12 protein-coding genes are annotated in these 15,592 nt (G+C 62.9%); 6 read left to right on the forward strand and 6 right to left on the reverse strand.

The window, feature by feature from the left end; translation table 11 throughout:
• Positions 1-102: 102 nt before the first annotated feature.
• Positions 103-2,322, reverse strand: coding sequence for an ABC transporter ATP-binding protein (locus tag CKW39_RS07345; RefSeq protein ID WP_254049324.1), 2,220 nt, complete (start codon positions 2,320-2,322; stop codon positions 103-105).
• 71 nt (positions 2,323-2,393) lie between these two features.
• Between CKW39_RS07345 and CKW39_RS07350 the strand changes: the two genes are divergently transcribed.
• Complete coding sequence (locus CKW39_RS07350; RefSeq protein WP_095797579.1) at positions 2,394-3,035, forward strand: PH domain-containing protein; 642 nt, start codon at positions 2,394-2,396, stop codon at positions 3,033-3,035.
• A gap of 29 nt (positions 3,036-3,064) precedes the next feature.
• Here CKW39_RS07350 and CKW39_RS07355 read toward each other — a convergent pair whose 3' ends face one another.
• The 3 genes from CKW39_RS07355 to CKW39_RS07365 form a co-directional block, all read right to left on the reverse strand.
• Complete coding sequence (locus CKW39_RS07355) at positions 3,065-4,168, reverse strand: ABC transporter permease (RefSeq protein WP_095797476.1); 1,104 nt, start codon at positions 4,166-4,168, stop codon at positions 3,065-3,067.
• Positions 4,165-5,700, reverse strand: coding sequence for an ABC transporter permease subunit (locus CKW39_RS07360; RefSeq protein WP_016997107.1), 1,536 nt, complete (start codon positions 5,698-5,700; stop codon positions 4,165-4,167). Before CKW39_RS07360 ends, CKW39_RS07355 begins: the two co-directional genes overlap by 4 nt.
• A gap of 120 nt (positions 5,701-5,820) precedes the next feature.
• Positions 5,821-7,599 carry an ABC transporter family substrate-binding protein gene (locus CKW39_RS07365; RefSeq protein ID WP_095797477.1) on the reverse strand — a complete coding sequence of 593 codons (1,779 nt, stop codon included), beginning with the start codon at positions 7,597-7,599 and terminating at the stop codon, positions 5,821-5,823.
• 315 nt (positions 7,600-7,914) lie between these two features.
• Here CKW39_RS07365 and CKW39_RS07370 point away from each other — a divergent pair, with 315 nt between their 5' ends.
• From CKW39_RS07370 to CKW39_RS07380, 3 genes are all read left to right on the forward strand, one after another.
• On the forward strand, positions 7,915-8,397 hold the full coding sequence (locus CKW39_RS07370; protein WP_095797478.1) for a lipopolysaccharide assembly LapA domain-containing protein: 483 nt from the start codon (positions 7,915-7,917) through the stop codon (positions 8,395-8,397).
• Positions 8,398-8,445: 48 nt separating this feature from the next.
• The gene (locus CKW39_RS07375) at positions 8,446-10,032 is read left to right on the forward strand and encodes a cation:proton antiporter family protein (RefSeq protein WP_095797479.1); all 1,587 of its coding nucleotides are present in this window, start codon (positions 8,446-8,448) and stop codon (positions 10,030-10,032) included.
• A 114-nt stretch (positions 10,033-10,146) separates the two neighbouring features.
• Positions 10,147-12,360, forward strand: coding sequence for an NADP-dependent isocitrate dehydrogenase (locus tag CKW39_RS07380; protein ID WP_095797480.1), 2,214 nt, complete (start codon positions 10,147-10,149; stop codon positions 12,358-12,360).
• Between the two features lie 151 nt (positions 12,361-12,511).
• Here CKW39_RS07380 and tpx read toward each other — a convergent pair whose 3' ends face one another.
• Complete coding sequence (tpx, locus tag CKW39_RS07385; protein ID WP_095797481.1) at positions 12,512-13,009, reverse strand: thiol peroxidase; 498 nt, start codon at positions 13,007-13,009, stop codon at positions 12,512-12,514.
• Positions 13,010-13,146: 137 nt separating this feature from the next.
• On the opposite strand from tpx, the gene CKW39_RS07390 reads away from it, so the two are divergent.
• Positions 13,147-14,133: a malate dehydrogenase gene (locus CKW39_RS07390; RefSeq protein ID WP_095797482.1), complete on the forward strand. Its 987-nt coding sequence runs from the start codon at positions 13,147-13,149 to the stop codon at positions 14,131-14,133.
• Positions 14,134-14,271: 138 nt separating this feature from the next.
• On the opposite strand, the gene CKW39_RS07395 is transcribed toward CKW39_RS07390, so the two are convergent.
• Positions 14,272-14,781: an O-acetyl-ADP-ribose deacetylase gene (locus tag CKW39_RS07395; RefSeq protein WP_095797483.1), complete on the reverse strand. Its 510-nt coding sequence runs from the start codon at positions 14,779-14,781 to the stop codon at positions 14,272-14,274.
• 82 nt (positions 14,782-14,863) lie between these two features.
• Between CKW39_RS07395 and CKW39_RS07400 the strand changes: the two genes are divergently transcribed.
• Positions 14,864-15,586: a PIG-L deacetylase family protein gene (locus CKW39_RS07400; RefSeq protein ID WP_095797484.1), complete on the forward strand. Its 723-nt coding sequence runs from the start codon at positions 14,864-14,866 to the stop codon at positions 15,584-15,586.
• Positions 15,587-15,592 lie beyond the last annotated feature (6 nt).

The following is a 15,592-nucleotide window of genomic DNA, read 5'->3' on the forward strand; positions in this document are numbered from 1 at the left end:
TCCACCCTAGTAAGTTTGCTGTGACACCCGGCACACATGACCGTGAGTGACACATACCGATTTCGTCCAAATACGTCCCTGAGCCGCTGCCAGTGATACCCCTTAGGACGCGCCCAGTTTCATCTGCTGACGCAGCTCGCGGCGTGCGCGTTGGGTATCCGGATCGGGCACCGGCACGGCCGCGAGCAGCCGCTTGGTGTAATCCTGCTCGGGGCTGCGCAACACCACTTCGCGCTGACCCTGCTCCACGATCCGGCCATGCTGCATGACCACGATCCGGTCCGCGAGCCGGTCGATCACCGCGAGGTCGTGCGTCACGAACAAGCACGCGAAACCCATCTCTGCCTGCAATTCCTCGAACAGGTCCAGCACCGTGGCCTGCACGGACACGTCCAACGCCGAGGTCGGTTCGTCCGCAACCAGCAGCTTGGGCTTCAGCGACAGTGCACGGGCAATACCCACGCGCTGCTTCTGACCACCCGAGAGTTCGTGCGGGTAACGGTTGCGGTAGTTGCGCGGCAATCGCACCTGGTCCAGCAGCTGCTCGATCCGGTTCTGCAGCTCCTGCCCCTTGGCCATTCCCGCCAGGAACATGGGCTCACCAATGGATTCGCCGATCGGCAGTCGCGGGTTCAGCGATGACGACGGGTCCTGGAACACCATGCCCACGTCCTTGCGCACTCCGTTAAGTTCCCTGCGCGAGGCGCCGCTGAGTTCACGGCCGTCCACGATCAACGATCCCTCCACCACGGGCAACAGTCCCACGGCCGCACGACCGATGGTCGTCTTACCCGAACCGGACTCACCTACCAGGCCCAGCACTTCACCCGCGGCCACGGTCAGACTCACGTCCTCCACTGCGCGGAACGCCGGGTTACGGCCTTGCTTGGGGTACTCGATCGCCACGTCCTTGAGCTGCAGCACGGGCTCGGTCACACGCAGCGCAGCGGTGTCGTCACTGGGTTCCATGTGCCGCGGGGTGCGCGCCGCATCCGTGGGCAGCGTGGGACGGTCGGAGGCAGTCGCCGCGGTCGATCCTGCGGTTCCTGCCGCGACGTCGTTGGCCGTCGCAGCGTCCCGGTCGGTCGACGACGACGCCGCCTCGCGTTCCTCCGCCTCAACCTCACGTTCCAGCACGGCCACCATGTCAACAGACTCACCGGTCTCGCTGCCTTCACCCAGGTGAGGGACCGACTCCAGCAGGGTCTTGGTGTAGGGGTGTTCGGGGCTGGAAAAGATCTGCTCGGCGGGCCCCTGTTCGACGATCCGGCCCTTCTTCATCACCGCAATCCGATCCGCCAGGTCGGCCACCACGCCCATGTCGTGGGTGATCAGGATGACGGCAGAATCCAGTTTGTCCTTGAGGTTGCGGATCAGGTCCAGGATTTCTGCCTGCACCGTGACGTCCAGAGCGGTGGTGGGCTCATCGGCGATCAACAGCTTGGGATCACACGACAGCGACTGCGCAATCATGGCGCGCTGACGCTGACCACCGGACAACTGGTGCGGGTAGGAACGGAACGCCTTTTCCGGATCCGGAAGTTCCACCATGGTCAGCATTTCCTTGGCGCGTTCGGCGGCCTGGGCTGGCGACATGTCCCGGTGGAGCCGGATCGTTTCCACGATCTGCTGGCCCACGGTGTAGACCGGGTTGAGGGCCGTCATGGGTTCCTGGAAGATCACGGCGATTTCTTCACCGCGCACGCGGCGCAGAGCGGCCCCCTGCAGTCCGATGAGTTCCTCACCGGCCAGCTTGGCCGAACCGTTGACCCGTGCGTTGGAGGGCAGCAGTCCCAGGATCGACATGGAACTCGCAGACTTGCCCGAACCCGATTCGCCCACGATGGCCAGCACCTCACCGGCGGCCACCTGGTAGTTCATGTCGATTGCGGCCGGGACCCATTCCTTATCCACGCCAAAGTCCACGGAGAGCCCGTCCACCACCAGGACCGGTTCACCGCGCACCACGCGGCGTTGGCTCCGCGAGCCGCGGGACGAGCGTTCGGTGGTGGCGTCCTGAGCACCGGAGCCCGCAGCTAACCGGTCCCTGCGCTTGCCGAAACCGCTCCGCAGGGAACGACGATCACGCCGAGCCTGGTTGTCGTCACGTCCCATGGCTTCCTTGCTGCCGAGGGCTGATTCGGCGCCTCGGGGTTCGCTGACTCCCGGGCGCTCGTTGCCGCCCCGAGGTGCGCTGTGGCGACCGGGTTGGCGAGCGGCGTCGTCCCGCCAGGGCGAGCCACCGGATGCTGCGTGCTGACCCGATCCGTTGTTGTCGGGGGTGCCCTCGGGATGGCCGGGGGCGGAGTGCGAGGTGCTCATCGTGTGTGCTCCATCGTGTCTGAAACGTGGTGTGCGTGGGTTGCGAGGTGGGGATGCTTAGCATGGGGGCCATGCCCCACGACCAGAACTCCCCCGCTGCTCCCCCGCGTGTGTATCGCGCCGCGTCCGCCCCGTGGCTCACCGGTTTTCTGGTGATCCTGGGCGTGGTGGCGGCGGTGACGGGTTGGGGCCAGAACGCGCTGCTCACCGTGGCGAGCGTGTGCTGCGGTGCCGCCCTGGCTGGGCTGGGATACGCGCTGTACTGGCGCCCCCGCATGGAAATTCACGGATTCGGCGTGCGGATCATCAATCCGCTGCGCAGCGTGGATATTCCGTGGGCGCAGATCATCGACGTGCGCACACGCTTCACGGTCACGGTGGTCACCGAAGGCGGTTCCCACTCGTGCTTCGCGCTGCCCGCTGCGGGTCCCGGATCCGCACTGCGCTCCGGCACCCAGGGCGTGACGCGAGCCCATCCCCTGGCCCGCACCGAAGGCGCCGTGCGCACCGGCGACCTGGCCGGTACCCGTTCGGGTACCGCAGCTAATGACATCCGCACGCTGTGGCAGCGCAAGATCGACACGGGTGAGTTGGACGTCTTCACTCGCGACGACGCCGCTCTGGAACCCGTGCGCGTCCGTTACGTTCCGGCGCCGCTCGCCGCGACCTTGGCACTGGCCGCCGTGGGTATCACCCTGTTCGTCACAGCCTGACACCCACGACGCGACCGCCGAAGTCTGACTCATCGGGTGGCCCGGTTGACGGCACCGCGCATGTTGGCGTTGGTGCCGACATCCACGTCGCCGCGCTCGTTGCGATGCTCGCCCTGTTCGCGTGCCTTCTTGGGGTTGAACTTGCGCTGGCGAGGATCGAATGCGTCTCGCAGACCGTCACCAATGAAGTTGATGGTCAACGCGATGGTCACGATGAATACGCCGGGCCACCAGAACAACCACGGCCGAGTCGCGAACGCCGTCTGGTTCTCGCTGATGAGACGGCCCAGTGACCAGTCCGGCGCTTGGATACCGAGCCCCAAATAGGACAGCGCAGTTTCCAACAGAATCGCCGAGGACATCAACAGTGTGATGTTCACGGTGATCACACCCACGGTGTTGGGCAGGATGTGCTTGAAAATGATCCGGCCGCTGGACGCGCCGGCGAGCCGGGCGGCGTCGACGAACTCGCGCTCGCGCAGCGACAGGAACTCACCGCGCACCAGGCGGGCCAGCGGCGGCCATGATGCCGCACCAATCAGTAGGCCCAGGGCGATAACCGTGGCGACCGTGGGTAACCCGGTGGAACGCACAAAGGAGATGGCCATTCGCCCCAGCAACGCCGCCAGAATCACCAGCGGGATGATGATGATCACGTCGGTCAGGCGCATCAGGATAGCTTCGGTCCAGCCGCGGAAGTAACCGGAGAGGCCACCGACCACGGTGCCCAGAATGCCAGCGATCACACCCACCACGACCATCACGATCAAGGAGTATTGCGTTCCCTGCATGGTCATGGCGAACAGGTCACGGCCCAGGTTGTCCTGGCCGAAGGGATGATCGCCCAGGCCCGGCGGCAGAAGTGACAGTGTGGGACGGCCGCCATTGACAACGGTTCCCGTCGCGTCAGGATCCCACTTCCACCAGCCCGGGACGGGTCCAATGCCAATGGACGTGATCGCCAGCAGGACGATGAAAAGGAGAACGATCAGCGAAACGACCGCACCTGTGTTGCCGAAGAACCGCTGGCGGACTAGCTGCCCCTGGCTCTTTCCCTGGACGTCGTTGCGAGGCTCGCCCATGGGACCAAGGTTCTCGGCCTCTTGAACTTCAATTTGCTGCGGCTGGCTCATGCTTTCACCCTCACACGCGGGTCGAGAACGGAGTACACGAGGTCAGCAATGAGGTTGAAGACCATTGCCACGATTCCCGTGACCAAGAAGACACCCATCACGGGGTTGGGGTCCACGTTGCGTACAGATTGCACGAACAACTGGCCCATACCAGTGAACGCGAAGACGGATTCAGTGATGATCGCACCACCGATGAGAGCGCCGATGTCGTAGGCCACAAGGGTGGCCAACGGGATCAGCGCGTTACGGAAGGCATGACGCATGACCACGGTGCGCTCGGACAAGCCCTTCGCGCGGGCCGTACGGATGTAGTCCTGGCCCATAATCTCGAGCATGGAGGCCCGCGAGTAACGGGAGTAAGACGCCAGTGCGAGCAAGGTCAGGGCAATGGTCGGCAGCAACAGGTGGGTGAACCGGTCGATGCCCATGATCCAGAAATCACCGGTCAGACCTGGTGTTGCAGCGCTGGCCGTGGCGATCGGACGCCCTCGGATGTGGCCGGAGTCCAAGTAGTTCGGCCAGGACTGCATGAAGCGGTCAAGGATGATGAGCAGCGCCACGAAGAACCCGGTGATACCGGCCACGCGCATGCCCTGACCTCGATCGTAACCACCGGCAAAGAATCCGATGGCCGCACCGATGGCGATCATGACCAGGCACAGGATGATCACGGTCAGCAGGCCTGCACCTCGGAAGAAGCTCTGGACCGGGAAATAAAGGGCGAGCCCCACCAGTACGGTTGCTAGACCCGCATAGAGAGCGCGCTTATTACGCAGCCCCGAAATAAGGATGGTCGTGATCACGGCCACGAGAACACCGGTGAGACCGATCAAGGGAATGCCCAGGAACGGCGCCGTCAACCAGTTGGTCGCCAACACGAAGTACACGATGCCCGAGGTCACCAGGAATCCCAGCACCCCCATGAGGATGCGAGTCTTCAGCTTCCCGAAGGACACGAGGTACCAGATCAACCCGGCCACCACGCCGATAGCCAGGATGCTGGCTAGGGACATGACCGGGTCTTGTAAGAAGTCGTTGAAGGAAATCGCCACAATTTCTTTGAGTAGCACCGCCAACCAGAAGCTCGGCAGTGAGAAGCACAAGAACGTGAAGAACGTGATGCCGTAGTCCAGTCCGGAGTACTGGCGAAGGGCTGAAACGATGCCCAGCGTGATACCGATGACGATGGCCAGGATGGTTCCTGCGGTCACCAGCATGATGGTCTGGCCCATGGCGAAGGCCAGCATCTGGGTCACTTCCATACCCTCACGGCTCAAGCCCAAAGTGCAAGTGTCCGTAAATGGTGCGAGGCATCCCAGTGCGCCACCCAGCCACGTGAAGTAGCGAAGAATGGGTGGCTGATCGAGATTCAAGGCTTCGGTTCGCGCAGGAATCAATTGGGCCGCGTTGGGGTGTCCGTACAAATCCCAGAGCGGGTCGCCCGATGCCGCCGTCATCATGTAAACGATGAATGAGGCACCCAGCAGAATGAAAACGGCCGTGACGAGCCGTCGAAGAATGTAAGAAATCATGTCGCTGCCTTGTGAGGGTGTAAGGGTGACAGCGTGTTGCGAGACCGCGTCAACTTCCCACGGACTCGCAACACGCCATGCACGCTAGACGGTTAGCTCCTTCAAGTGAGCTCGTGCGCCTTACTTACGCGACCACTCCCACACGTTCCAGAACACGCCGTCCTGGTTGGGCTGGTATTCGGTCACACCGTCGATCTGGTCGGACACTCCGAAGAAGCCCGGGGACTGGAACAGCGGCAGACCGTAGCCGTCCTCGAAGGTGTGCTTGTCGATCTGGACAATCTGCTCATCTCGAGCGTCCTTGTCCAGGTTGGAACGAGCCTCGTCGGTGAGCTTGTCCACCTCGGGGTTGGAGTACTTGGTGTAGTTACCGCCACCGCCGGTCTTGAAGATCTGGGACAACATTTCGGTGCCCACACCCGGGGAGACCCAGCCGAACAGCGATGCATCGTAGTCACCGTCCGCGAGCTTCTCCGACCAGTTGGGGTCACCCAAGTCCTCAACCTTGAAGCCGGCCTGCTCTGCGGATTCCTTGATCAGCTGGAAAGTATCCACGCGCAGCGGGTTCTCGTTGTTGTAGAGAATTCGCACGGTCGGGGTCTTGCCATCGAGCAGTTCCTTGGCGCCGTCGATATCGACGTCACCGTAGAGGTCTTCTGCCTGGTTCTCCTCGGTGGTCTTCCCGTACTCTTTCTGGCTGGTGACCCACATCTGGGAGTTCAGCACGGAGGCCTCGTCGTTGACCGGCTTGATGAGCTGATCGACGATCTGCTGACGCGGAACGGTCTTCAGGAATGCCTCTCGGACTGCTTGATCCTCAAAGGTGTCCGCGCCGAAGTTCAGGTCCAGGTGGTCGTAGGCAAGCTGGCCGCCCTGGATGACTTCCACGTTGTCCAACTCGTTCACCTGATCGATGGTGTCCTTGTTGACGTTGCCCGGGGCCATGATGTCGACTTCGCCGTTGCGCAGCGCCTGGATCTGAGCGGTTGCGTCACCAATGGTGCGCACCGTGATTTCATCGAGCTTGCCAGCGTTGTCACCGGTGTAGCTATCGTTCTTGACCAGGGTCACGGAGTTGTTCTCGACGATGTCGTTGATCTTGTACGGGCCGTTGGAGACCAACAGGCTCTCGTCCTCCGGCTTGTCCGAGAACTGGAAGGCCTCGGCCCAGGTCTTGCCGATCTCTTCGAGTTCGGGACGTTCCTGCGGATCCTCAGGATTACCTTCGGGCGAGTCCTCCAGGGTCTTGAGGAGTTCGTCCTCGGTCATGCCCGCCTGCTCAGCAACCACGTGGGCCGGCTGCAGGTAATCGTTGTCAAAGGCGATTTCCCAGTCGGACTGAGGTTCCTCGTAGGTAATGGTGAAGGACTTGCCGTCCTCGGAGAACTCGGGCTTGTCGGTTTTGCCCATGATGTCCGTGGAACCTGCGATATTGAAGTACTTGGTACCCGTTTCGGCCTCGGCGTCCTCATCGTTGTGGTAGCCGGACAGGATCGACCACCAGAGGATGATGTCGGCCTTGTCGATGGCGTTGCCGTCGGACCACTCCGGATCGTTCAGTGTGTACTCGACGGTCAAGGGATCGTCGGAAGTCTTCTCGTAGCTGCCAAAGCCCTCATTGGGCACAATTTCCTGCGCGGGGTTCACATAGATGAAGCCTTCGCGCGTAGCGTTCGCAATCTTGCCGTTGATGTCCAGGTTGGTCGCCGCCGTGGCGTTGTTGACTGCAGTGAATGCGTTGGTCTCGGCAACGGTGACCACGCCGCCTTCTTGACCTTCTCCTTCACCCCCGCCGTTTTCTTCTCCGCCGCCGCCAACGTTGGCGCAGCCTGACAGTGCCAGTGCGGCAATGGCAGCGGCTGAGACAGCTGCCTTGCCTTTAAAGGTGTAATTTCCCATGACGGTATCTCTCCTGGTGTGGTGTCACGATCGGTGGGGCACCACGGTGTGCTTCCACCCGCGAATTGGATGAGTTGAGCGTGAAGTGTGTTTCACCTCACAAGTGAGATCTAGGTTACCGGTCGTTCACCATGAACACGCCTACTAGTTGTCCGTGTCCGACAAATCCGCCTCATTCGTTACTCATTAGTCACAATCTCGAAACACGAGGGGCTTGATTGAGACGAAATCCGTTCTGACCACGGCTCCTGTCTCTCTTGACTCATCCTGTGACTACGCTGGTCACAACAAGTACTGCTACCGGGAGGAATCGACATGACTCAGCACCCGCAGGACCCCGTACAGCCTCGGCGTGATCCGTCGGAGACCGGTGAACCCTTCGACTCGAGCCCACAAAACGCAGGAGACCGCAGCGCGGAACGCGACCGCGCGGCGTCGTCGTCGGTGGAAACGACCCGCGGCGACCAACACGACAATCGCACCGCGCGCGCAACCGATCCCACTCTGGACGGGGCCAAGAAGCGCGGCGTGTCCGGCATCGTGTGGGCCGCGCTGATCCTGGGCGTGATCATCCTGATCCTGCTTTTGATCTTCATCATCCAGAACAACGTGTCCACACGATTCGAATACATGGCGTGGCAGTTCAGCTTGCCGCTCGGTGTGGCCATGCTGCTCTCCGCCGTGGCGGGTGCGCTGGTCATGGCGCTCGTGGGATCGGTGCGCATGTTCACGCTGGGCCACCGCGTGCGCAAACTCGAGAAGGAACGCGCGCGAATCCAGGACACCCTCAGCCGGTAACCGGACATGACGCCCCCGGCCCGCCCCTTGACCAAGGTCGACTGAGCCATGACCACCGTGGCCGTCTATCTGGTGGTGGTCATGGGGCTGGGGGCGTTCGCACATCTGATTCGGCTGCCACCCCTGCTCGGGTTCTTGGCCGCAGGGTTTCTGCTCAACGGGCTGGGCGTCGAGCGCCTGGACGAACTGGAGCTGCTGTCCGAACTCGGTGTCACGCTGCTCTTGTTCGGGATCGGGCTGAAACTCGACGTCCGGACTCTTTTGGGTAAAGAGGTGTGGGCCGCCGGTGGCATTCACATGGTCATCAGTGCCCTGGCCAGCGCGGGGGTCCTGTGGCTCATGATGCTGGTCGGCCTGGAGCTGGCTGGCGAAACCCTCGGCACGGTCCTCCTCGTGGCGTTCGCCTTGTCTTTTTCTTCCACCGTTCTGGTGGTCAAGATCTTGGACGAGCGCGGTGAATCGAACTCACTGTACGGGCGCGTGGCCGTGGGCATTCTGGTGCTCCAGGACATTGCCGCGGTGCTGTATCTGACCATTTCCAGCGGCCACCTCCCCTTTCCTTGGGCACTGCTGGTGCTTGCACTGTTATGGCCCGTGACCCGGCTCGCACGAAAGCTGTGGTCCCGGTTGGGTCACGGCGAGTTGCTGGCCTTGTTCGGCGTGGTCATGGCGCTCGTTCCGGGATGGTGGGCCTTCACCGTCACGGGACTCAAGGGTGATCTCGGTGCTCTCCTGGTGGGCGTGCTCTTGGCCTCCCATCCCCTGGCCCGGGACCTGGCCAAGTCGATTCTCACGGTCAAAGACCTGTTGCTCGTGGGGTTCTTCGTGAGCATCGGCTTCTACGGGTTGCCCAGCCTGGAAATGGTCATCATGGCCGTCATCCTGTGCCTGTTGATCCCCTTGCAGTCCGCCATCATGGCCGCCGTGCTCACGTTGTGCGGGCTACGACGGCGCACGGCAGTCCGCGGGGCGCTCGCCCTGGCCAATTATTCCGAGTTCGCTCTCATCGTGGGCGCCACGGCGGTGGCCTCCGGGCAGCTCGACGACGACTGGCTGGTCATGCTCGCGTGTGCGGTGGCCCTGAGCTTCGTGGTGTCCACGGTGCTCAACCGTCGCGGCAGCCTGATCACCACCGCCCTGCTTCGCTCTGTCCCGGAAGCACCCGAGGATCAGCTGCACCCCGAGGACCGTCCCCTGGATCTGACTCGCGCGGACGTCCCGGTCCTGGGCATGGGGCGGGTGGGTACCGCCACCTATGACGAGTTCACGGTAACGACCTCGCACAAGGTCGTCGGGCTCGAGATCGACCCCGTGAGGGCGCACCACCTGTGGGAGCGTGGCTACGATGTCGAAAATGCGGACGCCACGGACGCGGACGTGTGGGACCGGATCTCCGCAACGGGCCACGTGAAAGTCGCGGTGCTCGCCATGCCGTTCCACGATGCCAACCTGTCCGCGCTGCACGAACTCCACAAATCCGATTTCTCCGGCCGCGTAGCCGCGGTGGCACAGTACGAGGATCAGGTCGCCGAGTTGGAGAAGCTGGGCGTGAACACGGTGATCAACCTGTACTCCGGTGCCGGACTGGCTCTGGCCGTGGAGGCACAGGAGGATCTGGAGCACCCGGAAGCCTGATATTCGGCTCCAATCCGGTGCTGGTCCACGAATGAAACTCAACGGGTGTGGCCCCCACCACGGGGTAGGCTGGTGGGCAGTCCAGTGACCGTCAAACCAAGGAGTCATTGCCCCATGCCCAAGATCATCTACACCAAGACGGATGAGGCGCCCCTGCTCGCCACCTATTCCTTCAAGCCCGTGGTCGAGGCCTTCGCGTCCACCGCTGGTGTTGAGGTGGAGACCCGGGACATTTCCCTGGCCGGCCGCATTGCCGCTCAGTTCCCGGATCGCCTGACCGAAGAGCAGCGCGTGGCCGATGCCCTCACCGAACTGGGCGAGCTGGCCAAGACCCCGGAAGCCAACATCGTGAAGCTTCCCAACATTTCCGCGTCCATCCCGCAGCTCAAGGCAGCCATCGCCGAGCTCCAGGCCGCCGGCTACGACATTCCGGATTACCCGGAAGAGGCCGTGACGGATGAGGACAAGGACACCCGCGCCCGCTACGACAAGGTCAAGGGCTCCGCAGTGAACCCCGTGCTGCGCGAGGGCAACTCGGACCGCCGTGCTCCCAAGGCCGTGAAGAACTACGCCAAGAAGCACCCCCATTCCATGGGCGAATGGTCCGCTGATTCCAAGACCAACGTGGCGACTATGGGTCAGAACGACTTCCGCGCCAACGAGCAGTCCGTGGTCATGCCCGCCGATGACACCCTCAAGATTCAGCTGGTCACCGATCAGGGCACCGAGGTGCTCAAGGAATCCGTGCCCGTGCTCAAGGGTGAAGTGGTCGACTCCACCTTCATGAGCGCCGCTGCTCTGGACGAGTTCCTCAAGGCCCAGGTGGCCCGCGCCAAGGAAGAGGACGTGCTGTTCTCGACCCACCTCAAGGCCACCATGATGAAGGTCTCTGACCCCATCATCTTCGGCCACGTGGTCAAGGCGTTCTTCCCCGAGGTCTTCGCCCAGTACGGTGATCAGCTGGCTCAGGCCGGGCTGTCCCCCAACGACGGCCTGGGCGGCATCCTGTCCGGTCTGGCCAACGTGGCTGACGGCGACAAGATCAAGGCCGCCATCGAAGAGGGCATCAACAACGGCCCCGAGCTGGCGTACGTGAACTCGGACAAGGGCATCACCAACCTGCACGTGCCTTCTGACGTGATCGTGGACGCTTCCATGCCCGCCATGATCCGCACCTCCGGCAAGATGTGGGGCCGTGAAGGCCAGCAGGAGGACACCCTGGCAGTGCTGCCGGACTCCTCCTACGCCGGTGTGTACCAGGCCGTGATCGAGGACTGCCGCGCCAACGGCGCCTACGACCCCACCACCATGGGCACCGTTCCCAACGTGGGCCTCATGGCGCAGAAGGCCGAGGAGTACGGCTCGCACGACAAGACCTTCGAGATCGAGAAGGCCGGCACCGTGCAGGTCGTCAACCAGGCCGGCGAGGTCCTGATGTCCCACGAGGTTCAGCCCGGTGACATCTGGCGCGCGTGCCAGGCCAAGGATGCTCCCATCAAGGACTGGGTCCAGTTGGCCGTTCGCCGTTCGCGCGAGTCCGGCATGCCGGCCGTGTTCTGGTTGGACGAGTCCCGCGCCCACGACCGCAACCTCATCGAAAAGGTCAACCAGTACCTGGCCGACGAGGACACCGACGGTCTGGACATCCGCATCCTCTCCCCCGTGGACGCCACCACGTTCACGATCGAGCGCATCCGCCGCGGCGAGGACACCATCTCCGTGACCGGCAACGTGCTGCGTGACTACCTCACCGACCTGTTCCCCATTCTGGAACTGGGCACTTCCGCCAAGATGCTGTCCATCGTTCCGTTGATGAACGGCGGCGGCCTGTTCGAGACCGGTGCCGGTGGTTCCGCTCCCAAGCACGTGCAGCAGCTCGTCGAGGAAAACCACTTGCGCTGGGATTCTCTGGGTGAGTTCCTCGCCCTGGCTGCCTCCTTCGAGCACCTGGCCACTCGTTACGACAACCCCAAGGCTCAGGTTCTGGCGGACACGCTGGACCGCGCCACGGGCACGTTCCTCAACGAGAACAAGTCCCCGTCCCGCAAGGCCGGCGAGCTCGACAACCGCGGCTCGCACTTCTACCTCGCGCTCTTCTGGGCCGAGGAACTGGCCAAGCAGACCGAGGACGCCGAGTTGGCCAAGGCCTTCGAGAAGGTCGCTTCGGAGCTGCGCTCCAACGAGGACACCATCGTGAAGGAACTGCTCGAGGTTCAGGGTTCGCCGGCCGATATCGGCGGTTACTACTGGCCCAGCAACGAGAAGGCCTCCAACGTGATGCGCCCCTCGGCCACGCTCAACAAGATCGTGGATTCGCTCAGCGCCTGATCGCGTAGCGCGTTTCCAGATCGACGACGCCGCCGCGTCGCCTCTTCGGGGGCGGCGCGGCGGCGTCATTCTCGCCGTGGTTCACCACGTCGAGGAACCGGGCACGAAAAAGGGGCGGGGCCGAAAGGCCCCGCCCCACAAAGGTGACTGCTTAGGACAAGACGTCCTCAGCGGCGTCGTAATCGGGCTCGTCGGTGATTTCGTCGACGAGCTGGGTGTAGACCACCTCACCGTTTTCGTTGAGAACCACGACGGCGCGAGCCAGCAGGCCTTCGAGCGGGCCGTCGGTCTGAACCAGGCCGTAGTCCTCGCCGAAGCTGGAGCGGAATGCGGAACCGGTGGTGACGTTCTCGATGCCCTCGGCGCTGCAGAAACGGTCGTGGGCGAACGGCAGGTCCTTGGACACGCAGACCACTGCGGTGTTGTCGAGTGCTGCCGCGCGCTTGTTGAACTCACGCACGGACTGGGCGCACACGCCGGTGTCCAACGACGGGAAGATGTTGAGGACCACGCGCTTGCCAGAGAAATCCTGGGAAGTCACGGGGCTGAGATCGGAACCCACCAGGTCAAAGGTGGGTGCGGTGGTGCCCACGTCGGGCAGTTCGCCGGAGGTGTGGACGGTGTTTCCCTGAAATGCGGTAGTTGCCATGTCTTCATTGTGCTGTGCGCCACGCGTCATGTCAGCATCTGTCGCCATCTTTAGCCGTGCGCTGAACTTCCCGCTGCTAGTGTCATAGGTCACTGAACACCCGCGAAACCGGCGTCACCCCGCGCATAGGAGGATCCATGAGTCCAGCACCCGTCAACGTTGCCGTCACCGGAGCCGCAGGTCAGATCTGCTACAGCTTGTTGTTCCGAATCTCTCAAGGTGACCTGTTCGGACCGGATCAGCCCGTTCGATTGCAGTTGCTGGAGATTCCCCAGGCACTGGGTGCCCTGGACGGCGTGGTCATGGAGCTCATGGACTGCGCGTTCCCCTTGCTGGCCGATGTGCAGACCGGTGACGATCCCGAGAAGGTCTTCGACGGCGCCAACCTCGCGTTGCTCGTGGGTGCCCGTCCGCGCACCAAGGGAATGGAGCGCGGCGACCTGCTGGAGGCCAACGGTGCCATCTTCACCGCTCAGGGGGCTGCGTTGAACAAAGTGGCCGCAGACGACATCCGGGTGGTGATCACGGGAAACCCCGCCAACACCAACGCCTTGATTGCTCAGCAGAACGCCCCGGACATCCCCGCCGACCGCTTCAGTGCGCTCACCCGGCTGGACCACAACCGAGCTAAGTCCCTGTTGTCCAAGCAGACCGGGGCGCCCGTGACCGACATCAAGCGCATGACCATTTGGGGCAACCACTCCGCCACGCAGTACCCGGACCTGAGCCACACCACGGTGGCCGGCAAGCCCGCACTGGATCTGGTGGATCACTCGTGGGTCGAGGAAGAGTACATTCCACGGGTTGCCAAGCGCGGTGCGGAAATCCTGGCGGCGCGCGGCACCTCATCCGCAGCCTCTGCCGCCGGGGCCACGGTGGACCACGCCCGCGATCTGTTCCGCGGCACCCCCGAGGGTGATTGGACGTCGATGGCGGTCGTGTCGGATGGTTCCTATGGCGTTCCGGAGGGGCTCGTCAGCTCATTCCCGGTGACCACGTCCAACGGTGACTGGTCGATCGTGGAAGACCTAGATGTTTCGGCGTTCTCTCGCTCGCGCATCGATGCGTCCGTCGAAGAACTCGAGTCGGAGCGCTCGGCCGTGAAGGAACTGGGACTGATCTAAGCTCCCGGCCCTACGTGAGCGGCCTGATGTGAGGAAACTGCAGGCAGGCAGTCTGAGGGGAGGATTGTGCAGAAATCTTGGCGATTTTCTGCACAATCCTCCCCTCACGCTTGGCCCCAGTGCGCCTAATCAACCTACTCAACGGCCGAGTGCCTCATGGAACATCTCTTCGGCATCGTCCGAGAACGGCACGAAAATGACGGTCTCCACGGATGTGTCCGCTTCCCGCACCGTGCGCACGGCGATCTCCGTGGCGTTGTCCATCGGCCACCCGTAGATCCCGGCGGAGATGGCGGGGAAAGCCACAGACTTCGCGCCGATCTCATCCGCCACGCGCAATGACTCCCGGTAGCACGAAGCCAGGATGTCGCTCCGGTCGGTTTTCTTGGCGAATACGGGTCCTACGGTGTGGATGACCCACTTCGCAGGAAGGTTATAGCCCTCCGTGGCCACGGCCTGGCCCGACGGGAGGCCGTCCTTGAGAGTGGTTTCGCGCAACCGTTTGCACTCTTCCAACAGCTGCTTGCCGGCCGCTCGGTGGATGGCACCGTCCACTCCTCCGCCACCGAGTAGCGATGAGTTGGCGGCGTTGACGATGGCGTCTGCTTGAACCTTGGTGATGTCACCTTTGACAATCTGAACGTCCATGACTTCACCCTACGCCGCAGAATAGTAAACGTCAGGGGCTGAATCCCTGGCCGCGGAGCGTCCACGTGCCTAGGCTGAGAGCATGGCTGATCTTCCGATTTTCGACGATTCCCAGGTCCAGAACGTGCTGTGCGTGGTCGCGCACCCGGATGACATGGAGTACGGCGGTTCCGCCGCAGCGGCCCGCTGGGTGGAGCGCGGAGCGAGCGTCTCCTATCTGTTGCTGACCGCGGGTGAGGCGGGTATCCGAGACCAGGATCCGAGCGATGTCGGCCCTTTGAGAGCTCAGGAACAGCGGGACGCCTGTGCAGCCGTGGGTGTCGAAAACCTCACGATCCTGGATCTACCGGACGGCATGCTCGAATCCGGATTGGACATCCGCAAACGCATTGCCCGGGAGATCCGGAAGATCAAGCCGGATACCGTGGTCACCATCAATTGGGACGTGATGGCCGCGTGGGGCCTCAATCAGGCGGACCACAGGGTGGCCGGGCTAGCTACGCTGGACGCCATCCGTGACGCGGACAATCCGTGGGTCTTCCGTGAGCTCATGGACGAAGAAAACCTGGAACCCTGGGGCGTCACCCGTCTGATCGTCAGCGGCGTGGAGCCCGATTACGCGATCGAGCTTTCCGAGGCCAATATCAACGCCGCGGTGGAATCACTGCGCTGCCACAAGCAGTACCTCTCGGCGCTGGGCAGCCACCCGGATCCCCAGGAGATGATCACGGGCATGACCTCGGAAGCCGGTCAGTCCGCCGGTGTGGATCACGCCCTGGGCATCAAGCTGTACAAAATGCGCTGATCCCCG

It is taken from the genome of Kocuria sp. WRN011, assembly GCF_002295155.1.
In the GTDB taxonomy this organism is placed as follows: domain Bacteria; phylum Actinomycetota; class Actinomycetes; order Actinomycetales; family Micrococcaceae; genus Kocuria; species Kocuria carniphila.